Here is a 21,417-nt window from a genome sequence, read left to right as displayed (position 1 = left end):
AGGTTACCGATATTCTCAGATTATGCGGGCTTATTGAAACAGGCAATATAGCCCTATCAAGTGGGTGCGCCTGACGCTCGACAAGCCATGAACTCACCGCCTGATAGACCACTTATCTTTTTCATTCAGTGTCCAAGGAGTTTGCATGAGCATTAAAAGTTTATTAGCGGCAACGGCCCTTAGTGCAGCGCTTGTCAGCGCAGGCGTCGAAGCGGCGGACATTAGCCATCAAAGGGCAAGCGACGTCCAACACCATTTTGTCGAGGTAAAAGGGGTCCGCATCTTCTATCGGGAAGCGGGCGACCCTTCGGCGCCAACCATCGTGTTGCTTCATGGGTTCCCTACCTCATCCTTCATGTATCGCGACTTGATGTCGAAGCTGGCGGACCGTTACCACGTGATTGCCCCTGACTTCCCGGGTTTTGGATTCTCGGACAGCCCTGATCGGGCGAAGTACTCATACACGTTCGACAACATTGCCAAAACCATGGACGGGTTTACTGAAGCGCTTGCGCTTAAGCGCTACGCGCTTCAAGTTTTCGACTATGGTGCGCCTGTAGGCTGGCGGATGGCCGTCGCACACCCCGATAGAATCACCGCAATCATCAGCCAAAACGGGAATGCTTACGTTGAAGGCCTCAGCGAGGGCTGGAACCCGATTCAACGTTACTGGACGGCGCCAACTGCCGAGAACCGCAACGCATTGCGCGAGCTGCTCAAACCAGAATCAATCAAGTGGCAATACACTCATGGCGTAGCGGACCCTGACAGTATCGCGCCGGAAACTTACACCTTGGATTACGCGTTCGTGTCGCGACCAGGTAACGATGAAATTCAGCTGGACCTGTTCGGGGACTATGCCACCAACGTGAAGCGCTACCCCGAGTTCCAGGCATATTTCCGCAAATACCAGCCGCCGATGTTGGCCGTCTGGGGAAAGAACGATCCGTTTTTTCTCCCGGCAGGCGCGAACGCATTCAAGCGTGATATTCCCAAAGCTGAAGTACATTTCTATGACACCGGGCACTTCGCACTGGAAACACACTTGAACGAGATCAGTGGCGAAATCCACCGTTTCCTCGACCGGAATGTCGTGCCGCAAAAATAAGTCCCGTCGCACGTCTGCAGCGGCGGGCCGTGGGCTCGCCGTCTGTGCGGCTTTTTAATCGCACAACCCGTAGCGTGGCGTGGACTGAAGCGGGACAACGTTTATACGCCCGGCTCAAACCCGCTTTTCGAGACGTCTTTTTCGTACTGCAATAATGCAAGCCCGACAATCGCGGCAATCAATCGCCTCACTCATTAAGACTTATCCGGCGGCGGGTGCGCCCGGATCATGTCGTCAGGCCAGGCACCGGACGTACCCGCACGGCGGCCGGAAAACACCCCCTGTTACCCAGAACCGTCTACCATGCCACCCCCGGCAGTGGTTCCACGCGCTACCGATCTCTCTTTTGCAAAGGTATCGCCCATGTCCATCGACCAAATCAGCCTGCCCAAGGGCGTCGGCCCTCATGCCGCCAAGCTGCTGGATGCCATCACCGGCGCGGCCACTCATGAAGAACTCAACCGCGCAGGCGGCAAGGCCGAGGGGTTTGTGTTGGGGTTGGAGTCCACCAAGGCCATCAAGAGCCAGATCGCTGAATCGTTGTACGTGGCTTATGATGACGCGGCGAGTCATCGGGCTGCGGAGTTGAAGGGCTGATACGCAGCCGGTGCGGGGCGTTTCGCTTGTTCCAGGACCTGGGGGTTAACGTGGAGGTTAAGAACCAGGCGCGGGTACACCTTTGGTACGCGCAGCGGTTTGGCCGGCCTTACCCTCAGTTGCATTCGGCGAGGCAGGGGGTGGACCGGTATTTGGTGGCGGGGACCTGCATCGGCTTGGAGATCGCCACCGGCGAGGTGTATGCGCCTTACGGGTTGACGGATGTGGAGCAGGGGGTGTTGCGTATCAACCCACGGCACCCGGAGCCGGTGTTGTTTGCGCAGAAGGCCGGCAGCTATCAGGCGCGCTGGCCTTGGTTGAGGATTGTGGCGCCGGGCTCAACCGACGGTCACGCTTAATAACCAGCCCAAGCCGCCGCTGGCGAGCACCACCAGCCACGGCGGCAACTTCCAGACCATCAGCGCCACCAGAGCGAGCAGTGCCAGGCCGATGTCATAGGTGCTGAATATCGCGCTGGTGATGACCGGTCGGTACAGCGCCGCCAGTAGCAACCCCACCACGCCCGCATTCACCCCCGCCAGCGCGGCTTGGGCACGTGGGCTGCGGCGCAGGGCTTCCCAGAACGGCAAGGCGCCGAACACCAGCAGAAACGATGGCGCGAAGATCGCCAGCAGACAGATCAGACCGCCCAGCCAGCCATTCGGGGCCGCGTACATAGCGGCGCCGAGGAAGGCGGCGAAGGTGAACAACGGGCCGGGCACGGCTTGCGCGGCGCCGTAACCGGCGAGAAACAGGTCTTTGCTGATCCAGTGCGGCGCGACCACTTCAGCTTGCAGCAGCGGCAGCACCACGTGGCCGCCACCGAACACCAGCGCGCCGCTGCGGTAGAACGCATCCACCAGCGCCAGGCTTTGGTTGTGCAGCGTTTCGGCCAGCAGCGGCAACGTCACCAATAACAGTGCAAATAACCCTAACCACAGCGCGCCGGTGCGACGGCGGATCGGCATGGGCAGCGCTTCGTGCTCGGTGTTCGGCGTGGGCGTGAACAGCAGCAGACCGGCCACCCCGGCGGCGGCGATTACGCCCACTTGGCCCCAGGCGGAGGCGGTCAGCAGCGCCAACACGGCGGCGATCACCATCAGCGTCACCCGCACCACGCCCCGGCACAGGTTGCGCGCCATGCCCCACACCGCTTGGGCGACCACGGCCACGGCGACCACTTTAAGGCCATGCAACACGCCGCTCGGCAGAGCCTCGCTGTGCTGGGCGAGGCCCAGAGCCAGCACTATCAACAGCAGGGCGGACGGCAAGGTAAATCCGGCCCATGCCGCCAGCGCGCCGCCGTAGCCCGCCCGTTGCAGGCCCAGCGCGATACCCACCTGGCTGCTGGCCGGGCCGGGCAAGAACTGGCACAAAGCGACCAAGTCTGCGTAGCTGCGTTCGCTCAACCAGCGGCGCCGGGTGACGAACTCGGCGCGAAAGTAGCCCAAGTGCGCTATAGGCCCTCCGAAGGAGGTGAGGCCCAGGCGCAGGAAGATAAGGAAAACCGACAGGGGGCTGTCAGGGCGATGGGGCATGGGCACGGTCGGGATTCCCAGTGTGATCGTCTATATTTCGCAAACCATACTCAATTTTCATGACGCGCAGCGTGGCATTTTTGCGGCATGGATTGAATTTATGCACGGTGGTTTGTGTCACTCAAGCAACGCGCTGCTTTCTCTTCACACCCTTTCAAGGACCGACCATGACTTTTTTTATCTTCCTGCTCGCCTGCGCCGCCGCCGCCAGCACCGGGGTTATCTTCAAGCCCGGTGCCTGGTATGAATCCTTGGTCAAACCCAGCTTCACGCCGCCCAATTGGTTGTTCCCGGTCGCGTGGACGATCATCTACCTGCTGCTGGCCTGGGCCGGTTACCGCCTCAGCCTGATCCCCGGCAGCCAAATGGTGCTGGCGCTGTGGGCTGCGCAGATCGCCTTGAATACGCTGTGGACCCCGGTGTTCTTCGGCGCTCATCGGCTGCTAGCCGGGATGGTGATCATCGTATTGCTGTGGATCACGGTGGCGGCCATGGTGGTGTTGGCCGTGCGCCTGGACCTGATCACCGGCTTGATGTTGTTCCCTTACCTGACCTGGCTGTGCGTCGCGGCGGCGCTGAATTTCTCGATTCTGCGTAATAACCGCTGATGGCCTATCAACCCTGGCCGGCCAGCGAGCCGGAACTGGCCCAGATGCGCCGCTTCAATCAAACGCTCGCCTGGCTGCCGCGCTTTAAAATTCGCAACCGGGTGACGCCGCGTCTGATCCAGGCGCTGCTGCGCGTCAGCCAGAAGGTCAAGCGTGCAGCTGCGGCGCAAAGCCGCGTCGTGAACGGTGTGCCGGTGCGCATTCTGCGGCCCGCTGGCAAGCCCAGGGGCGTGGTGCTGGATATCCATGGCGGCGGCTGGGTGATCGGCAATGCGCAGATGGATGACGACCTGAACCTGGGCATGGTCAACGCGTGCGATGTGGCGGTGGTGTCGGTGGATTATCGGCTGGCGGTGGACACGCCGATTGAAGGGCTGCTGGAAGATTGCCTGGCGGCGGCGCGCTGGCTGCTGGGTGCCGAGGAGTTTGCCGGCCTGCCGGTATTCTTCGTGGGGGAGTCGGCGGGTGGGCACCTGGCCGCGGCGACCTTGCTGACGCTCAAGCAATGGCCCGAGTTGCTCGCGCGCGTCGCCGGCGCGGTGTTGTACTACGGCGTTTACGATTTGACTGGCACGCCGAGTGTGCGCACCGCCGGGCCGGACACCTTGTTGCTGGACGGACCGGGGATGGTGGACGCGCTGCGCATGCTCACGCCAGGCTTGAGCGATGACGAGCGCAGGCAAGCGCCGTTATCGCCCTTGTTCGGCGACTTAGACGGCCTGCCGCCGGCGTTGATGTTTGTGGGTGAGTTGGACCCGCTCAAAGACGACACGCTGCTGATCGCCGCGCGCTGGCCCCAGGCAGAGGCGCATCTGCTGCCGGAGTCGGCGCACGGGTTTATTCATTTTCCGGTGGCGATGGCGGACGCCGTGTTGGCGTACAGCCGGCGGTGGATCACGATGTTCATCGGTGGGCATCGGGCATAGCGGTCTGCGCAGCGTTGCGTACAGGTCCCGCTCTGCGTTGAACGAGCTCTGCCGCCAAGGGCTGGAGTCGATGTCAGCCTTGGGCGCCTCGAGCGAAACGCGCAGGCTGTCGGCGAACGCCCGGCGGTCTGGCGAGTTTGTCCGCCAGAGACTGGAAGATGCATGTTGGGCCGCGTAACCTTTCGTCCTCCACTCCAGCAAAGGAATGCACGTGAAAAATCTTCAAGGCGCCTTCAGCCTCTGCGCCCTGGCTCTGCTGTGCGCTTGCAGCCCCGCCACCGAACAAACCCTGACCTTCGATGTGCCGTACGGCCATTACGAAACCGTGCTGCGCAAAAACGTCACGGGCAAAGGCCAGTTGACCTGCAAGGTCACCACCGACAACCAGAACCGAGGCGAGAAGTGGGTGCCCTCGGTGATCCTTGCCGCAGCCGAGGATCAGGCCGAGGACGATACGCTGTTCCTGTCCAGCTATTCGCCGCCCGGCACCGACCAGCGCGTGTTCAACCTGCGCACCTTCAACAAGGCCAAGCCAATCATCGACAGTCCATTCCACAAGGTGCCCGATCAAAACGGCGTGTACAGGCTGCGCCTGACCTGGCAGGCGGATGGTGCTATCGGTTACCAGGTCGCCAGCGGCGATACCTGGGATGAAAAGAAGATCGTCCAGGCGCCAGGCTTTACCGTACGCCATGTGAGCGTGCATGCATCGGGGATGAAGGGCAGTGCGGTGTGTGAGTTGCGGGAGTGATCATTCAACCTGTTGTCGCGGCTGATATCCCCGAGGTACTGACCTTCGTCCTGCACGCCCGCGCCGAGCTGTTCCCCGCGCTTAGCGCCACCGGCCTGCCTGCGGACCTGGCGCATTTCGACACCACGTACCTGCAGGGCAATGGGCGCTTTCTGATCGCTCGCAATGGCGATCAAATCGTCGCCGCGATCGGCTATTTACCTTACGACGGGCGTTTTCCGCAGTTGGATTACCAGCACCGCAAGACCGTGGAAGTGGTGCGCCTGTTCGTGCTTCCAGCCTTTCGCCGTTTCGGGCTGGCGGGTCGGTTGTACCGTGCGCTGGAGGAGATGGCCCGGGGGCAGGGGGTTGAGGTGATGTACCTGCATACCCATCCTTTTCTGCCTGGGGCGATTGATTTTTGGGCGCGTCAGGGCTTTGCCGTGGTGGATGTCGAGGCGGATCCGGTTTGGCGCACGACGCATATGCAGCGGTATCTATAGGTCTTTGGCATGCAGGGGGTTGTTGGGGTAAGCCTGCTCACACAAAGCGCCATCTGACCTGGCCCTAGGAGCGCATCCGCAATATCTGTGCCCCGTCAAACGGGTCCGTCAGGTAATGCCCCTGCACCCCGAAGGTGTCCTGCAAGCGCTGTGGCGTGAGCACGTCCAGTGGCGCGCCCAGCGCCACTAACCGCCCGTGATCAAGTACGGCCAAGCGATCACAGGTCAGCGCCTGGTTAAGGTCGTGCAGCGCAATCAGCGTCGTCACCGGTAACGCTTGCACGCCCTTCAAGATCGACAGTTGATGCTGGATATCCAGATGGTTGGTCGGCTCGTCCAGCAACAGAATTTGCGGTCGCTGCGCCAAGGCGCGGGCGATGTGCACGCGTTGACGTTCGCCGCCCGAGAGGCTGCGCCAGGCGCGGCTGCTCAGGTGTGTGGCGTCCACGTCGTGCAGGGCCTGGCGCACGATGCGTTCGTCGTCGCCGGACCACGGGCTCAGCGCCGACAGCCAGGGGGTACGGCCCAGCGCCACGGCGTCAAACACGCGGATGGCGTCGTCGGTGTCGGCCTGTTGCTCCACCACCGCCAGTTGCTGGGCAATGGTGCGGCGGGAGAGGTCGTCCAGGCGTTGGCCGCCCAAGCGCACCTCGCCGCTGGCTGGCTTGCGCAGGCCCGCCAGCAGTTTGAGCAGGGTGGACTTGCCGGAGCCGTTGGGGCCAACGATGCCGAGGGTTTCGCCTGACTGAACGTCCAACTGAATATCGCGCAGCAGCTCGGCCTCGCGCACCTTGAAGCCCAGGCCTGTGCAACTGAGCACGCTCATCGCGCGTTCCTCCGACCGACCAATATCAGCGCGAACACTGGCGCGCCGACCAGCGCCGTGACCACACCCACGGGGATCACCTGGCCCTTGATCAGCGTGCGCGACAGCACATCCGCCGCGATCAGAAACAGCGCGCCACCCAAGGCGCTGGCCGGCAGCAAGCGCGAATGCCCGGTGCCCAGCAGCAGGCGCACGGCGTGGGGGATCACCAGGCCGACAAAACCGATGGAGCCGACAATCGACACCATCACCGCGGTGACCAGCGCGGCGCAGCCCACCAGCACAAATTGCACGCGGCGCACCGGGATGCCCAGGGACGCCGCCGAGTCGCTGCCGAACGTGAACGCATCCAGCGCGCGCCGGTGCCACAGGCACACCGCCAACCCGGCGACCGCCACCGGCACCGCCAGCCACACCGACGGCCAGCGCACACCACTGAGGTTGCCCAGCAGCCAGAACATGATGCCGCGCGCTTGTTCGGAACTGGCGGATTTGGTGATGAGGAACGCGGTAAGTGCATTGAACAACTGCGAGCCGGCGATGCCCGCCAGGATGATCTGCCCGGTGCCGCTCACGGAACCGCTGGCCCGCGCCAGCAGAATCACCAGCGCAAACGCTGCCATGGCGCCGACAAAGGCGCCGGCCGACAGCGAGATCAGCCCGCCGCCTACGCCCATCAACGCCACCAGCACCGCGCCGGTCGAAGCGCCGGCGCTGATGCCCAGCAGGTACGGGTCGGCCAACGGGTTACGCAGCAACGACTGCAAAATCACCCCGCAGGTGGCCAACCCCGCCCCGCAGGCAGCGGCGACCAGCGCGCGGGTCAGGCGATAGTTCCACACCACGCCTTCGTCAATCGGGTCGAGTGCGTAGCCGGCGTTCCACAGTTTATTGGCGAGCACCTGGAGCACCACCTGCGGTTCGATGGCGGTTTCACCGATGGCCACGCCGGCGAGTACGGCGGCCAGCAGCAGGACCAGGGCTATTAGCGTGCGGGTCATTGGGGCAGGTCGTAGCCGTCGATGGCGCCCGCCAGTTGTTCAAGGCCGTCGAACGTGCGGATGCTGGCCTGCAGCGCCAGGGCGTCGAGGATGATGATGCGATTGTGTTTGACCGCGTCCATATTGCGCGTGACCGGGTCGCTGCGCAGGAAGGCCAGTTTCTTTTCATGATCGTCGGCGGGGTAGCGGCGCCGGTCCATGCGGGCGATCACCAGGAAGGTCGGGTTGGCCCTGGCGATGGTTTCCCAGCCGACGGCGGGCCATTCTTCATCGGACTGCACCACGTTATGCAGGCCGAGGGTCTCGAGCATGAACTCGGGGACACCTTTGTGACCGGCCACGTACGGGTCGCTGGCCATCTCGGCGCTGGAGAACCATACCAATGCACTGGCGTGCTTGAGGCCTTTGCTCTGCACAGTGGCCACCGAGTGGGCCAGGCGCGCCTTAAGCCCGTCGTTCAACTGCTGGCCGCGATCCTGTACGTCGAAAATCTGCGCCAGTTGGCTGATGCTTTTGTAGAGCGTGTCGATGCGAAACGGCTCCAGTCGCGTGCCGTCGGCGCCCACCAGGTTGTCTTTGTTTTCGCAGTCGGAGGGCAGCAGGTAGGTGGGGATCTTCAACTCGTGGAATTGCTCGCGCGTACCCACCACGCCTTGCGGGCCCACCACCCATTCCAGTTCGGCAGCCACCAATTGCGGGCGCTTGGCGATCACCGCTTCAAAGCTCGGCTCGTTGTTGGCCAGGCGCTCGATGCCATCGTTCTGCGCCTTGAACTGCGGCAGTACGCTGTTGAACCACAGAGAGGTGCCAACCACGGTATTACCCACGCCCAGGGCGTAGAGCATTTCGGTGGCGGCCTGGCCGATGGTCACGCTGCGCGCGGGGGCCTGCCCGAAGGTCAGGGTGCTGCCGCAGTTTTCTACCGTCAGCGGGTAAGCAGTGGGTGCCGCCTGGGCCAGGGCACAGAAAGCCAGGCCAGTGATCAGGGCAATAACGCGTGGCAGCATGGGGCGATCTCCGTTTGAACCGTACGTGGAACTGGGGAGGTACGATTCGGAAATACACCCTCGAGCGTCGTGATAAAGGCAGGCAAGGATGTGCTTCCCGGACACCCCGCCGGTTAGTGATGTTGCTGGGCCGGCAGGTCTCCTGACTGATGCGTCGTCGCCTCGCTCCAGCCTTCCCGGACGGCGTCCAGTGGCGTTGAGGAGCGGGCTCGGCACCTACAGTTGCGGGGACAGTTTCGATTGGCGCCGCTGGGCGGCGCTTTGAATTCCCTATTAGTCCCGTGGGGGAACCGGCGGCGGTATGGTAGTTGATTCGGCCGGCGAGAGGGAGGTTGAAATGGCACGGTCACAGGCGAATATGCTCAGGTCCCTGGATCAGCGCCTCGATAGGCGTGCCAATTGGGTGGCTGGCGTTGTACCCGATGCCCCGAATCCGGCCATGGTGTCTATCCTGAAAACTGTCGCCCGGATGTTCACCACGCGCCTTAGGGAGTCAGCCCATGTGTGATCGCCACCCTCGCAATCCGATTTTCTGCCTGATCCCGCCGTACATGCTCGATCAAATCGCGCGCCACGGTGATAAAGCCCAACGCGAAGTCGCACTGCGCACACGTGCCAAGGACAGCACATTCCGTGCCTTGCGCATGCTTGCAGTGCCCACCAAAGGCACGGCGCCCATGGCGCTGGCCGCGGGCGCCGAAAAACGTCGCTCAATCTACAGCGCCGAAGGCACCGACAGCCTGCCCGGCAAGCTCATCCGCGCCGAAGGGCAGCCCGCCAGCGGTGATGCAGCAGTGGACGAGGCCTACGAAGGGTTGGGGGCAACGTTCGACTTTTTCGACCAGGTGTTCGAGCGCAACTTCATCGACGACGCCGGCATGGCGCTGCACGCCACTGTGCACTTTGGCCAGGACTACAACAATGCCTTCTGGAACTCGACGCAGATGGTGTTCGGCGACGGCGACCAGCAACTGTTCAACCGCTTCACCATTGCCCTCGACGTGATTGGCCATGAACTGGCCCACGGTGTGACCGAAGATGAAGCCAAACTGATGTACTTCAACCAGTCCGGGGCGTTGAACGAGTCGCTGTCGGATGTGTTCGGCTCATTGATCAAGCAGTATGCGTTGCAGCAAACGGCCGAGGACGCCGACTGGTTGATCGGCAAAGGGCTGTTCACCAAAAAGATCAAAGGCACCGCCCTGCGGTCGATGAAGGCACCGGGCACGGCGTTTGACGACAAACTGCTGGGCAAGGACCCGCAGCCGGGGCACATGGACGACTTTGTGCAAACCTATGATGACAATGGCGGCGTGCATATCAACTCGGGCATCCCCAACCATGCGTTTTATCAGGTGGCGACGAAGCTTGGTGGGTTTGCCTGGGAGCGCGCCGGCCGCATCTGGTACGACGCCTTGCGCGATACGCGGCTGCGGCCGAACTCAGGCTTTTTGCGGTTTGCGCGCATTACCTACGATGTTGCCGGTCGGCTGTATGGCGCGAACAAGGCCGCGCAGAAGGCAGTCAAGGACGGTTGGAAAGCGGTGGGTATTAACGTTTGAAAAACCGCCTGGGCGGAGAGGAACAGCCATGCGAATTTCGATCAAGGAAAACGGCGGCCCGGCGTTTTTTCCGGGCTTGGCCAAACCCAATACCGTGGAACTGGAAAAGCTGCCCGAGCCGGAGCAGCAGGAATTGCGGCACTTGATCGAGGCGTCGGACTTCTTTCAGTTGCCGCAAAGCACCGCGCCGGAACCTGGAAATCCGGGCCAGGTGCACTACACCCTGACGGTGAGCGAAGGCGAGCGTGAGCACACGGTGTGTGTGCTGGCGCCGGTGAAGTCCCAGGCCCTGGATGGGCTGGTGCAGTGCGTACGACGGCATGTGCGGTGTTGAGCCGCCAGGTTGGCGCAGGCGAGTTTCTTGTGACGGGGCTTTATTTTCGGTCCAGCCACACGGTCTGCGCGTTGCAGAACTCGCGCACACCAAAGTGCGACAGCTCGCGGCCGAAGCCGCTCTTCTTCACGCCACCAAACGCCACCCGTGGGTCAGAGACGCTGAAGGCGTTGACGAAGATCCCGCCGGTTTCCAGTTGATCGGCGATATGCCGGGCTTTTGCCGCATCGGCGGTGAAGATGCTGGCGGTGAGGCCGAACTCGCTGTCGTTGGCCAGCGCCACCGCGTGGTCAGCGTCGCGGGCGGTGATGATCGAGGCCACCGGCCCGAACAGCTCCTGTTTGAACGAGGTCATCCGGTCGGTGACGTCTGCCAGTACGGTCGGTTCGTAATAGTTACCGGCCCCTGCGACTTTATTGCCGCCCAATAACAATGTGGCGCCTTCTTGCAGAGTGGCCTGGACCTGGCCGTGCAACTCGTCCCGCAGGTCGAAGCGGGCCATCGGGCCGACGTAGGTGTCGGCTGAGGTCGGGTCGCCCATCACCATGGCGCGGCTGGCCTCGACGAATTTGGCGGTGAAGGCTTCGACCACACCGGCCTCAATGATCAGGCGCTTGGCGGCGGCGCAAACTTGGCCGCTGTTTTGGAAGCGGCCAATCAGCGCGGCCTGTACGGCGGCGTCGAGGTCGGCATCGTTGAGCACGATGAACGGGTCGGAGCCGCCCAGTTCCAGCACGCATTTTTTCAGCGCCGCGCCCGCCTGGGAGCCGATGGCGATGCCGGCACGCACACTGCCGGTGAGGGTGACGGCGGCGATCCGTGGGTCGGCGATGGCGCTGGACACACCCTCGGTGGTCACGTTGATCACTTCAAACAGGCCTTCGATAAAACCGGCTTTCTGGAAGGCTTGCTGGATCAGGTACGCGCTGCCCATCACGTTCGGTGCGTGTTTGAGCACGTAGGTGTTGCCGGCCAGCAAGGTCGGCACTGCGCCGCGCAGGACTTGCCAGACCGGGAAGTTCCACGGCATTACGGCGAGGATCGGGCCCAGTGGGCGGTATTCGATGTGCGCGGTGCCGTTGTCCACCAGGGTCGGTTCCGGGGCGAGCATGGCCGGGCCTTGGGCGGCGTACCACTCGCTCAGTTGCGCGCACTTTTCGATTTCGGCACGGGCCTGGGCAATGGGCTTGCCCATTTCCAGGGTGATCATCTGTGCCATCTCCTCCGCTTGTTCGCGCAGGGCAGCGGCCAGGGCCAGTAACCGCTCGGCGCGTCCGCTGACCGGCTGGCGGCGCCAGGTGCGGAAGGCTGCGGTGGCACGCTCGAGCGCGGCGTTGAGCTGCGACGCGGTTTCATACGGATAGCTGCCGACCGTTTCGCCGTTGGCGGGGTTGATCGACAGGGCGTGGGTCTGAGGGGAAATAGCGTTCATGGCACCGTCCTGCGTGTGCGTTGGGATGGTGGTCAGCGTAAGGCGCTGGCTCTTTTCTGGAAACTGAATAATATTAAGCAATACATTCACGATTGGAGAATGACTTGGATCTGGTGCAGCTGGAAATCTTCAAGGCCGTTGCCGAGCAAGGCAGTATCAGCGCCGCCGCGCAGTTGATTCATCGTGTGCCGTCGAACCTGACCACACGCATCAAGCAACTGGAGCAGGACCTGGGCGTGGCGTTGTTTATCCGCGAGAAGAGTCGTCTGCGCCTGTCGCCGGCCGGGTGGAATTTCCTCGGCTATGCGCGGCGTATCCTCGACCTGGTGCAAGAGGCCCGCGCCACGGTGGCGGGGGAGGAGCCCCAAGGCGCGTTTGCGCTGGGGTCACTTGAGAGCACGGCGGCGGTGCGCATTCCGGCGTTGCTGGCGGCGTATAACCAGAAGCACACCAAGGTCGAGCTGGACCTGAGCACGGGGCCTTCGGGCACGATGATCGAAGGCGTGTTGTCGGGGCGGTTGACGGCGGCGTTTGTCGACGGCCCGGTGTTGCACTCGACGCTGGAGGGCGTGGCGGTGTTCGAGGAAGAGATGGTGGTGATTGCGCCGCTGCATCATGCGCCGATCACGCGGGGCAGCGAGGTCAACGGCGAGAACATTTACACGTTCCGTTCCAACTGCTCTTACCGGCACCACTTCGAGCGCTGGTTTGCGCAGGACGGCGCGGTGCCGGGCAAGATCTTCGAGATCGAGTCGTACCACGGCATGCTCGCGTGCGTCAGCGCCGGTGCCGGCCTGGCACTGATGCCGCGCAGTATGTTGGAAAGCATGCCGGGGTCGGCTGCGGTGAGTGTATGGCCGTTGGCCGACAGCTTTCGCCTGTTGAATACCTGGTTGATCTGGCGGCGCGGCACGGTGTCGCAGAGTTTGAACAGCTTTGTGAAGTTATTGGAGGCGCGCGGGCTGGTAGCGGCGTGAATCGAAGGCGGGAGGAGGCAAGCCATCTCCCACATCTTATTGTGTATCAGCCGCCGAACTGGAAGGTGCCCATGGCCAGCTTCGCCATGATTGCCGTCGCGCCCAGTTGCACCAGCCATAAGGCCAATCCGCCGAGAAATACCCCCAGAGCCACTTGCAGCACCAGGCTTTTCTGGCGTTTGGCTTGCGGGGCGCGTGGGGTGTAGTCGTGCAGTTCGTCGCGGTCGGCGCGCAGGTCCAGGTCGTCGTTTCTCATAGGGCTCTCACAGCAAAGGGGCGATCAGGGTCAGTCTAGGGGAGCAGGGTGTTTTCCGACAGGCATTAAAAAAGGGAAGCCGCGGCTTCCCTTCGTATAGCGCCGTCAGGGTTATAGAACCTGAACGATTGCCTTTGTTACCGCGTCAATGTTCGACTGGTTCAGCGCCGCCACACAGATACGCCCGGTATCCAGCGCGTAGATGCCGAACTCGGTGCGCAAGCGGGTGACTTGCTCAACGGTCAGGCCGGAGTAGGAGAACATCCCACGCTGGCGGCCGACGAAGCTGAAGTCGTGGCCTGGAGCGGCCTTGGCCAGAGCGGCGACCATCTGCTCGCGCATGCCACGGATGCGCAGGCGCATCTCGGCCAGTTCGGCTTCCCACTGGGCGCGCAGCTCGGGGTTGTTGAGCACCGCGGCCACAATCGCTGCGCCATGGGTCGGCGGGTTGGAATAGTTGGTGCGGATCACACGCTTGACCTGGGACAGGATGCGCGCGCTTTCTTCCTTGGAGTCGCCCACGATCGACAGCGCGCCCACGCGCTCGCCGTACAGCGAGAACGATTTGGAGAACGAACTGGAAACGAAGAAGGTCAGACCGGACTCAGCGAACAGACGCACAGCCGCAGCGTCTTCGTGGATGCCGTCGCCGAAGCCCTGGTAAGCCATGTCGAGGAACGGCACCAGATTGTTGGCCTTGACCACGTCCAGCACGTTTTGCCAGTCGGCCGGGCTCAGGTCGACGCCGGTCGGGTTGTGGCAGCAGGCGTGCAGGACCACGATGGACTGGGGTGGCAGGGCTTTGAGGTCTTCGAGCAGGCCGGCACGGTTCACGTCGTGGGTGGCCGCGTCGTAGTAGCGGTAGTTCTGCACCGGGAAACCGGCGGTTTCGAACAGCGCGCGGTGGTTTTCCCAGCTTGGGTCGCTGATGGCGACGACGGCGTTCGGCAGCAGTTGCTTGAGGAAGTCAGCGCCGAGCTTCAGGGCGCCAGTGCCGCCGACGGCTTGTATGGTGACGACGCGGCCGGCATTGAGCAGGGGCGATTCGGTACCGAACAGCAGGGTTTGCACGGCCTTGTCGTAGGCGGCGATGCCATCGATCGGCAAGTAGCCACGTGCGGCGTGTTGGGCCACACGAATGGCTTCCGCTTCGGCAACGGCACGCAAGAGTGGAATCTTCCCCTCCTCGTCGCAATAAACGCCGACGCCAAGGTTGACCTTGGTGGTTCGTGTGTCGGCGTTGAATGCTTCGTTGAGGCCCAGGATAGGATCGCGTGGTGCCATTTCGACAGCGGAGAACAGGCTCATTTTTGCGGCAGCTCTATGGGGGAGGGGAGGGACGTGTCGCGCTCCAGCCGAATGCACTAGAGCGGTGCACAAACGGGGAGCTAGTATAGAGGCCATCACCGCTGAGGGCGACAGGCTAAACGGCTTTTCGGCCAAGTTTTTCGGTTTATTTGCCGACCGTTAGTCTTATTGCAACCTGGCTACGGGACGGCTGGTAGGACGATTGCCTTGAAACCCGTCACATCCGTCACCACTTCTACAGCTATCATGGTTTTTTCCTGCAACCTGCGATGACTATTCGTGGGTTGCTGAGCTATTTCGTCCCTGGCGGTTTCGAGTCCGGGGTGACTTCACGAGGTACGTTATGTCGGATTTCCAACTCGTCACCCGTTTTGAACCCGCCGGCGATCAACCGGAAGCCATTCGCCAGATGGTCGAAGGCATCGAAGCCGGCCTGGCGCACCAGACGCTGCTTGGGGTGACCGGTTCAGGCAAGACCTTCAGCATCGCCAACGTGATCGCGCAGATTAACCGCCCGACCCTGGTGCTGGCACCGAACAAGACCCTCGCCGCGCAGTTGTACGGCGAGTTCAAGGCGTTCTTCCCCAACAACGCGGTGGAGTACTTCGTCTCCTACTACGACTACTACCAGCCCGAAGCCTATGTGCCGTCCTCCGATACCTTTATCGAGAAGGACGCCTCGATCAACGACCATATCGAGCAGATGCGGCTGTCGGCGACCAAGGCGTTGCTCGAGCGCAAAGACGCGATCATCGTCACCACGGTGTCGTGCATCTACGGCCTGGGCAGCCCGGAAACCTATTTGAAGATGGTGCTGCACGTCGACCGTGGCGACAAACTCGACCAGCGCGAACTGCTGCGCCGTCTGACCAGCCTGCAATACACCCGCAACGACATGGACTTTGCCCGCGCCACCTTCCGTGTGCGCGGCGATGTGATCGACATTTACCCGGCCGAATCCGACCTGGAAGCGATCCGCATCGAGCTGTTTGACGATGAAGTCGAGAGCCTGTCGGCCTTCGACCCGTTGACTGGCGAGGTGATCCGCAAACTGCCGCGCTTCACCTTTTACCCCAAGAGTCACTACGTGACCCCCCGTGAAACCCTGATGGGCGCGATCGAGGGCATCAAGGTCGAGTTGGCCGAGCGCCTGGAATACCTGCGCGCCAACAACAAATTGGTGGAGGCCCAGCGCCTGGAGCAGCGTACCCGCTTTGACCTGGAGATGATCCTCGAACTGGGCTACTGCAACGGCATCGAAAACTACTCGCGCTACCTCTCGGGTCGCGATTCGGGCGCGCCGCCGCCGACGCTTTACGACTACCTGCCGGACGACGCGCTGCTGGTGATCGACGAATCCCACGTGAGCGTGCCGCAAGTGGGTGCGATGTATAAGGGTGACCGCTCGCGCAAGGAAACCCTGGTGGAATACGGCTTCCGTCTGCCCTCGGCGCTGGATAACCGGCCGATGCGTTTCGATGAATGGGAAGCCATCAGCCCGCAGACCATCTTCGTTTCGGCCACACCGGGCAACTATGAGGCCGAACACGCCGGCCGGGTGATCGAGCAACTGGTGCGCCCGACCGGCCTGGTGGACCCTGAGATTGAGATCCGTCCGGCGCTGACCCAAGTCGACGACCTGCTGTCGGAGATCAATAAGCGCGTGGCCCTGGAAGAGCGGGTGCTGGTCACCACGCTGACCAAGCGCATGTCCGAAGACCTGACCGACTACCTCGCCGACCATGGCGTGCGCGTGCGCTACCTGCACTCGGATATCGACACCGTCGAGCGCGTGGAGATCATCCGCGACCTGCGCCTGGGCACCTTTGATGTGCTGGTGGGGATCAACCTGCTGCGTGAGGGTCTCGACATGCCGGAAGTCTCGCTGGTGGCGATCCTCGATGCCGACAAGGAGGGATTCCTGCGCTCCGAGCGTTCGCTGATCCAGACCATCGGCCGTGCCGCGCGCAACCTCAACGGGCGGGCGATTCTGTACGCCGACCGCATCACCGGCTCCATGGAGCGGGCGATTGGCGAGACCCAGCGTCGGCGCGACAAGCAGATCGCATTCAACCTGGAAAACGGCATCACTCCCAAAGGGGTATTCAAGGACGTTGCCGACATTATGGAAGGCGCCACCGTACCTGGCTCGCGCAGCAAGAAGCGCAAGGGCATGGCCAAGGCCGCCGAGGAAAGCGCCAAGTACGAGAACGAACTGCGCTCGCCGAGTGAGATCACCAAGCGTATCCGTCAGTTGGAAGAGAAGATGTACCAGCTGGCGCGAGACCTGGAGTTCGAGGCGGCGGCGCAGACGCGCGATGAGATTGGTAAGTTGCGTGAGCGCTTGTTAACCGTTTGAGTGACGGTGAGGGTGCTGGCCTCTTCGCGAGCACCTCGGTCTGCCAGAAGCCCCCACGCTGGTGTTAACATTCGCCCCTTGTTTCAATTTTCAGTTCTATCGCCCATTCGAGACCTGCCATGACCACCGTCCGCACGCGCATTGCGCCATCGCCTACTGGGGATCCCCACGTCGGCACTGCCTACATCGCCTTGTTCAACTACTGCTTTGCCAAGCAGCACGGCGGTGAATTCATCCTGCGGATCGAAGACACCGACCAACTGCGTTCCACTCGTGAGTCGGAGCAGCAGATTTTCGATGCTTTGCGCTGGTTGGGCATCACCTGGGCCGAAGGCCCGGACGTCGGCGGCCCGCATGGCCCGTATCGTCAGAGCGAGCGCAGCGACATCTACAAGCAATACACCCAGCAACTGGTCGACATGGGCCATGCGTTCCCGTGCTTCTGCACTGCCGAAGAATTGGACCAGATGCGCGCCGAGCAACAGGCCCGTGGCGAAACCCCGCGCTACGATGGCCGCGCGCTGCTGTTGTCCAAGGAAGAAGTGGCCCAGCGCCTGGCCGCCGGCGAGCCCCACGTGATCCGCATGAAGGTGCCGAGCGAAGGCGTGTGTGTGGTGCCGGACATGCTGCGCGGTGACGTCGAGATCCCGTGGGACCGCATGGACATGCAAGTGCTGATGAAGACCGACGGCTTGCCGACGTACTTCCTGGCCAACGTGGTCGACGACCACCTGATGGGCATCACCCATGTGCTGCGGGGTGAAGAATGGCTGCCGTCGGCGCCGAAATTGATCCTGCTCTACGAATATTTCGGCTGGGAACAGCCGCAGTTGTGCTACATGCCGCTGCTGCGTAACCCGGACAAGAGCAAGCTGTCCAAGCGCAAGAACCCGACCTCGGTGACGTTCTATGAGCGCATGGGTTTTATGCCTGAGGCGATGCTCAACTACCTGGGCCGCATGGGCTGGTCGATGCCGGACGAGCGCGAGAAGTTTTCGCTGCAGGAAATGGTCGACAATTTCGACCTGTCCCGTGTGTCCCTTGGCGGGCCGATCTTCGATATCGAGAAGCTATCGTGGCTCAACGGCCAGTGGCTGCGTGACCTGCCTGTGGAGGAGTTTGCCAGCCGTGTGCAGCAGTGGGCGTTGAACCCTGAGTACATGATGAAGATCGCGCCGCTGGTGCAGGGCAGGGTGGAGACGTTCAGTCAGGTCGCACCCTTGGCAAGTTTCTTCTTTGCCGGCGGCGTGAACCCGGATCCCAAGCTGTTCGAGTCCAAGAAGCTCTCGGGTGATCAGGTTCGCCAACTGATGCAGTTGATCCTGTGGAAGCTCGAGAGCCTGCGTCAGTGGGAGAAGGATGCGATCACCGCGACGATCCAGTCGGTGGTTGAATCCCTGGAACTGAAGTTGCGCGACGCCATGCCGCTGATGTTTGCCGCGATCACCGGGCAGGCCAGTTCGGTGTCGGTGCTTGATGCAATGGAAATTCTCGGTCCGGACCTTACCCGGTTCCGCCTGCGCCAAGCCCTTGATTTGCTTGGTGGCGTATCGAAGAAAGAAAACAAAGAGTGGGAAAAGCTGCTGGGCGCTATCGCTTAAGCACGCTGTTGCAGCGACGAAACCCCGGTTTTCCGGGGTTTCGTCGGTAAGTGATTGTTATCCCGGCAAAAAAATTTGGAAAATGTTGAAAATAAATTTGACACACTTCCAAGCCGCCATTAAGATTCGCCCCGTCCTCACCGATGAGGGGCTATAGCTCAGCTGGGAGAGCGCTTGCATGGCATGCAAGAGGTCAACGGTTCGATCCCGTTTAGCTCCACCAATTACAGGTTCAAGGTCTGGCCACACCGTACTTGAATCGATCAGTTCTCAGCGCTGATCAGTTGTACAGAAGGTTTTGTCCCCTTCGTCTAGTGGCCTAGGACACCGCCCTTTCACGGCGGTAACAGGGGTTCGAGTCCCCTAGGGGACGCCAGTTTCAACAAGCAGATCCGAAAGATCTGCTGCGCCGCGAGGCGAAAAATCCGGGGCTATAGCTCAGCTGGGAGAGCGCTTGCATGGCATGCAAGAGGTCAACGGTTCGATCCCGTTTAGCTCCACCAATTTACAGGTTCAAGGTTTTGGCCACTCCATCCTTGAATCGACCGATCTCAGCTCGGTCAGTTGTATAGAAGGTTTGTGTCCCCTTCGTCTAGTGGCCTAGGACACCGCCCTTTCACGGCGGTAACAGGGGTTCGAGTCCCCTAGGGGACGCCACGATTACCCGCTCTGCGGGATTTTTAAGGGTCATTCAATTATTGAATGGCCCTTTTGTTTGTCTGGCGTTCGGCCAATTCTCTCCTTATTTCCTTTCTTGCGTTCTGACAGATGGTCGTGACGGTCGCTTGCTAAATATTATTATGGTAATAATATCCGGTCCATGAGATTTGGAGGCTTTATGAGCGATAAAAAAGCGCAAACCCGCGAACGTATCTTGCAAGCCGCCAGCGCCGCGTTGATTCAGCGTGGCCCGGCCGAGCCGAGTGTCGGTGAAGTCATGGGCGCTGCGGGGCTGACAGTCGGTGGTTTTTACGCGCATTTTGAAAGCAAGGATGCGCTGATGCTCGAGGCGTTCAGCCAGTTGCTTGCGCAGCGCCGCGCATCCATCGACGACATCGACACCCAGCTCCCCGACGAGGAGCGCCGTGCGCTGGTGGCGGCTTTCTACCTGTCGCGCAAGCACCGTGACTCCACGTCCCAGGCTTGCCCGTTACCGGCCACGGTCGGCGAGATGGGGCGCTTGCCGGACGCGTTTCGCGAGGTATTGAGCGAGCATGTTGAGTTGATGGCCGCACAATTAGCCGGCAGCCCGGAAGACACCGACAAGGCCCTGGCGGACATGGCCTTGATGGTGGGCGGGCTGACATTGGCGCGGGCGTTGGGCCCGGGCGAGTTGTCCGATCGCGTGATACGTGCGGCCAAGTCGGCGGTGCGCTGACGGAGGGTGTGCGTAATGACTGCATTGACGTGGATTCGTCGTTTCAACGGCACCGTCGGCCACCTGGCTCCCCAAGCCGTCGCCAGCAAGATGCGTCGCACCTTCATGACGCCGCGCGAACTGCCGCCGCGTGATTGGGAATTGCCGCTGTTGGCGCAATCGGAGCGCATCACGTTGCGTTTTGGTTTGTCGGCGTTGCGCTGGGGTGAAGGCCCAGCGGTGCTGTTGATGCATGGTTGGGAAGGGCGGCCGACCCAGTTCGCCAGCTTGATCACGGCCCTGGTCGACAACGGCTACTGCGTGATTGCCCTCGACGGCCCCGCCCATGGCCGCTCGCCGGGGCGTGAGGCGCATGTGCTGCTGTTCGCCCGCGCCATGCTTGAGGCCGCCGCCGAGTTGCCGCCTCTGCGCGCGGTGGTCGGCCATTCCATGGGCGGTGCCAGCGCGATGCTGGCCGTGCAATTGGGGTTGCGTACCGAGGCGTTGGTGAGCATTGCAGCGCCGTCGCGTTTTCTCGACGTATTGCGCGGCTTTACCAGGATGGTCGGCTTGCCGGCGCGTGCGCGTTCGGCATTTATCCAGGCGGTCGAGCTGAGCTTCGGGATGGCGCTCAAACACCTGGATGTGGCCCATTACCAGATGAACATCCCCGGCCTGATCGTGCACGCCGAAGACGATACCTTCGTTCCGGTCAAGGCGTCCCAGGCTATCCACGAGGCCTGGTCCGACAGCCGCCTGCTGCGCCTGGAGAGGGGCGGGCACCAGAAAGTGCTGGCCGACCCGCGGGTGATTGACGGCGTGCTGGCGCTCCTGGCCGGCTGCCATTTACCGGCACGGCAGAGCGCCTGATACACTGCTGCCCGCCGACATTAATCGACCGGGAGCACCGCATGGGCTGGGATTTGGCAACGCCGTTCATCATCGATCTGCAGGTCGCGCCTGAAGACATTGACGGCCTGGGGCACGCCAACAACGCGGTGTACGTGTCCTGGCTGGAGCGCTGCGCCTGGCGTCACTCCCAGCGCCTGGGGCTGGACCTCACTGAATATCGCCGTCTGGATCGCGCCATGGCGGTGGTGCGCCATGAGATTGACTACCTGGCTGCAGGCTATGAAGGCGACGAACTGCAACTGGGCACCTGGATCGTCGACTGGGATCAGCGTTTGAAAATGACCCGCCGCTTCCAACTGGTCCGTCCGCGCGACGGAGTGACCCTGTTACGGGCGCAGACCACCTTTGTGTGCATTGAACTCTCCAGCGGTAAGCCCAAGCGCATGCCCGCCGAGTTTCTGGACGGATATGGTCCTGCGCTGACGGGGGGTTAACGGTTGCTGTGGGAAACCCAGTAAACTGCGCCACGATTTTT

21 protein-coding genes, 4 tRNA genes, 2 pseudogenes and 1 riboswitch are annotated in these 21,417 nt (G+C 62.0%); of the genes and pseudogenes, 20 read left to right on the top strand and 7 right to left on the bottom strand.

The genetic code is table 11. The features are described 5' to 3' along the window. The first annotated feature begins 145 nt into the window (after nucleotides 1-145). The 4 genes and pseudogenes from KZX66_RS19560 to KZX66_RS19545 form a co-directional block, all read left to right on the top strand. Nucleotides 146-1,108: an alpha/beta hydrolase gene (locus tag KZX66_RS19560; protein ID WP_248082342.1), complete on the top strand. Its 963-nt coding sequence runs from the start codon at nucleotides 146-148 to the stop codon at nucleotides 1,106-1,108. 44 nt (nucleotides 1,109-1,152) lie between these two features. Beyond that, nucleotides 1,153-1,245 (top strand): annotated as a pseudogene (locus tag KZX66_RS19555) (LysR family transcriptional regulator); the annotation flags it as partial. A gap of 226 nt (nucleotides 1,246-1,471) precedes the next feature. Beyond that, on the top strand, nucleotides 1,472-1,705 hold the full coding sequence (locus KZX66_RS19550; RefSeq protein ID WP_248082340.1) for a hypothetical protein: 234 nt from the start codon (nucleotides 1,472-1,474) through the stop codon (nucleotides 1,703-1,705). Nucleotides 1,706-1,731: 26 nt separating this feature from the next. Further along, nucleotides 1,732-2,064 (top strand): annotated as a pseudogene (locus KZX66_RS19545) (nucleotidyltransferase family protein); the annotation flags it as partial. Here the strand turns inward: KZX66_RS19545 and chrA are convergent. Then, nucleotides 2,044-3,243, bottom strand: coding sequence for a chromate efflux transporter (gene chrA / locus KZX66_RS19540; protein ID WP_248082337.1), 1,200 nt, complete (start codon nucleotides 3,241-3,243; stop codon nucleotides 2,044-2,046). The pseudogene KZX66_RS19545 and the gene chrA sit on opposite strands and share 21 nt — an antisense overlap. 167 nt (nucleotides 3,244-3,410) lie before the next feature. Between chrA and KZX66_RS19535 the strand changes: the two genes are divergently transcribed. The 4 genes from KZX66_RS19535 to KZX66_RS19520 all read left to right on the top strand — a co-directional run bounded on the left by KZX66_RS19535 (nucleotide 3,411) and on the right by KZX66_RS19520 (nucleotide 6,010). Continuing rightward, a complete protein-coding gene (locus tag KZX66_RS19535) occupies nucleotides 3,411-3,851 on the top strand; it encodes a TspO/MBR family protein (protein WP_248082336.1) in 441 nt (146 codons plus the stop codon). Beyond that, entirely contained in the window at nucleotides 3,851-4,777 is a 927-nt protein-coding gene (locus KZX66_RS19530) for an alpha/beta hydrolase (RefSeq protein ID WP_248082334.1), read from the top strand. The genes KZX66_RS19535 and KZX66_RS19530 overlap by 1 nt, the downstream gene beginning before the upstream one ends. Before the next feature lie 211 nt (nucleotides 4,778-4,988). Next, nucleotides 4,989-5,528: a hypothetical protein gene (locus KZX66_RS19525; protein WP_248082332.1), complete on the top strand. Its 540-nt coding sequence runs from the start codon at nucleotides 4,989-4,991 to the stop codon at nucleotides 5,526-5,528. After that, a complete protein-coding gene (locus tag KZX66_RS19520) occupies nucleotides 5,525-6,010 on the top strand; it encodes a GNAT family N-acetyltransferase (protein ID WP_248082331.1) in 486 nt (161 codons plus the stop codon). The genes KZX66_RS19525 and KZX66_RS19520 overlap by 4 nt, the downstream gene beginning before the upstream one ends. Before the next feature lie 64 nt (nucleotides 6,011-6,074). Here KZX66_RS19520 and KZX66_RS19515 read toward each other — a convergent pair whose 3' ends face one another. Genes KZX66_RS19515 through KZX66_RS19505 form a run of 3 tightly spaced genes read right to left on the bottom strand, consistent with a single transcriptional unit; the run spans nucleotide 6,075 to nucleotide 8,844 of the window. Then, nucleotides 6,075-6,836: an ABC transporter ATP-binding protein gene (locus tag KZX66_RS19515; protein ID WP_248082329.1), complete on the bottom strand. Its 762-nt coding sequence runs from the start codon at nucleotides 6,834-6,836 to the stop codon at nucleotides 6,075-6,077. Continuing rightward, a complete protein-coding gene (locus KZX66_RS19510) occupies nucleotides 6,833-7,837 on the bottom strand; it encodes an iron ABC transporter permease (RefSeq protein WP_248082327.1) in 1,005 nt (334 codons plus the stop codon). Before KZX66_RS19510 ends, KZX66_RS19515 begins: the two co-directional genes overlap by 4 nt. Further along, nucleotides 7,834-8,844 carry an ABC transporter substrate-binding protein gene (locus tag KZX66_RS19505; RefSeq protein WP_248082325.1) on the bottom strand — a complete coding sequence of 337 codons (1,011 nt, stop codon included), beginning with the start codon at nucleotides 8,842-8,844 and terminating at the stop codon, nucleotides 7,834-7,836. Before KZX66_RS19505 ends, KZX66_RS19510 begins: the two co-directional genes overlap by 4 nt. Before the next feature lie 114 nt (nucleotides 8,845-8,958). Next, nucleotides 8,959-9,154: riboswitch (cobalamin riboswitch) on the bottom strand. Between the two features lie 190 nt (nucleotides 9,155-9,344). Between KZX66_RS19505 and KZX66_RS19500 the strand changes: the two genes are divergently transcribed. After that, the gene (locus KZX66_RS19500) at nucleotides 9,345-10,406 is read left to right on the top strand and encodes a M4 family metallopeptidase (RefSeq protein WP_248082323.1); all 1,062 of its coding nucleotides are present in this window, start codon (nucleotides 9,345-9,347) and stop codon (nucleotides 10,404-10,406) included. A gap of 28 nt (nucleotides 10,407-10,434) precedes the next feature. Next, nucleotides 10,435-10,740, top strand: coding sequence for a protealysin inhibitor emfourin (locus KZX66_RS19495; RefSeq protein ID WP_248082322.1), 306 nt, complete (start codon nucleotides 10,435-10,437; stop codon nucleotides 10,738-10,740). A 40-nt stretch (nucleotides 10,741-10,780) separates the two neighbouring features. Here KZX66_RS19495 and KZX66_RS19490 read toward each other — a convergent pair whose 3' ends face one another. After that, entirely contained in the window at nucleotides 10,781-12,172 is a 1,392-nt protein-coding gene (locus tag KZX66_RS19490) for an aldehyde dehydrogenase family protein (protein ID WP_248082320.1), read from the bottom strand. A gap of 104 nt (nucleotides 12,173-12,276) precedes the next feature. On the opposite strand from KZX66_RS19490, the gene KZX66_RS19485 reads away from it, so the two are divergent. After that, entirely contained in the window at nucleotides 12,277-13,149 is an 873-nt protein-coding gene (locus KZX66_RS19485; protein WP_248082318.1) for a LysR family transcriptional regulator, read from the top strand. 46 nt (nucleotides 13,150-13,195) lie between these two features. Here the strand turns inward: KZX66_RS19485 and KZX66_RS19480 are convergent, their stop codons facing one another. Further along, nucleotides 13,196-13,405, bottom strand: coding sequence for a hypothetical protein (locus KZX66_RS19480; RefSeq protein ID WP_016970937.1), 210 nt, complete (start codon nucleotides 13,403-13,405; stop codon nucleotides 13,196-13,198). A 111-nt stretch (nucleotides 13,406-13,516) separates the two neighbouring features. Next, nucleotides 13,517-14,713, bottom strand: a complete 1,197-nt coding sequence (locus KZX66_RS19475; protein WP_248082316.1) for an amino acid aminotransferase — start codon at nucleotides 14,711-14,713, stop codon at nucleotides 13,517-13,519. Between the two features lie 343 nt (nucleotides 14,714-15,056). Here KZX66_RS19475 and uvrB point away from each other — a divergent pair, with 343 nt between their 5' ends. The 9 genes from uvrB to KZX66_RS19430 all read left to right on the top strand — a co-directional run bounded on the left by uvrB (nucleotide 15,057) and on the right by KZX66_RS19430 (nucleotide 21,376). Further along, entirely contained in the window at nucleotides 15,057-17,072 is a 2,016-nt protein-coding gene (gene uvrB, locus KZX66_RS19470; protein WP_248082314.1) for an excinuclease ABC subunit UvrB, read from the top strand. Between the two features lie 119 nt (nucleotides 17,073-17,191). Then, nucleotides 17,192-18,673 carry a glutamate--tRNA ligase gene (gene gltX, locus KZX66_RS19465; protein ID WP_248082312.1) on the top strand — a complete coding sequence of 494 codons (1,482 nt, stop codon included), beginning with the start codon at nucleotides 17,192-17,194 and terminating at the stop codon, nucleotides 18,671-18,673. Nucleotides 18,674-18,820: 147 nt separating this feature from the next. Then, nucleotides 18,821-18,896 (top strand) — tRNA-Ala (locus tag KZX66_RS19460). Between the two features lie 77 nt (nucleotides 18,897-18,973). Next, nucleotides 18,974-19,049, top strand: a tRNA-Glu gene (locus KZX66_RS19455). Nucleotides 19,050-19,100: 51 nt separating this feature from the next. After that, a tRNA-Ala gene (locus tag KZX66_RS19450) sits at nucleotides 19,101-19,176 on the top strand. A 78-nt stretch (nucleotides 19,177-19,254) separates the two neighbouring features. Next, nucleotides 19,255-19,330: transfer RNA gene (locus KZX66_RS19445), tRNA-Glu, on the top strand. A gap of 181 nt (nucleotides 19,331-19,511) precedes the next feature. Further along, entirely contained in the window at nucleotides 19,512-20,051 is a 540-nt protein-coding gene (locus KZX66_RS19440; protein WP_248082311.1) for a TetR/AcrR family transcriptional regulator, read from the top strand. 15 nt (nucleotides 20,052-20,066) lie between these two features. Continuing rightward, nucleotides 20,067-20,900 (top strand): alpha/beta fold hydrolase, encoded by an 834-nt coding sequence (locus KZX66_RS19435; protein ID WP_248082310.1) that lies wholly within the window; start codon nucleotides 20,067-20,069, stop codon nucleotides 20,898-20,900. Between the two features lie 41 nt (nucleotides 20,901-20,941). Then, a complete protein-coding gene (locus tag KZX66_RS19430; RefSeq protein ID WP_248082309.1) occupies nucleotides 20,942-21,376 on the top strand; it encodes a thioesterase family protein in 435 nt (144 codons plus the stop codon). The last annotated feature ends 41 nt before the right edge of the window (nucleotides 21,377-21,417 follow it).

This window comes from Pseudomonas sp. EYE_354, from assembly GCF_023148575.1.
Lineage (GTDB): Bacteria > Pseudomonadota > Gammaproteobacteria > Pseudomonadales > Pseudomonadaceae > Aquipseudomonas.
Note: the sequence above shows the minus strand (reverse complement) of the source record. Positions and strands in the feature narration are given on the sequence as shown.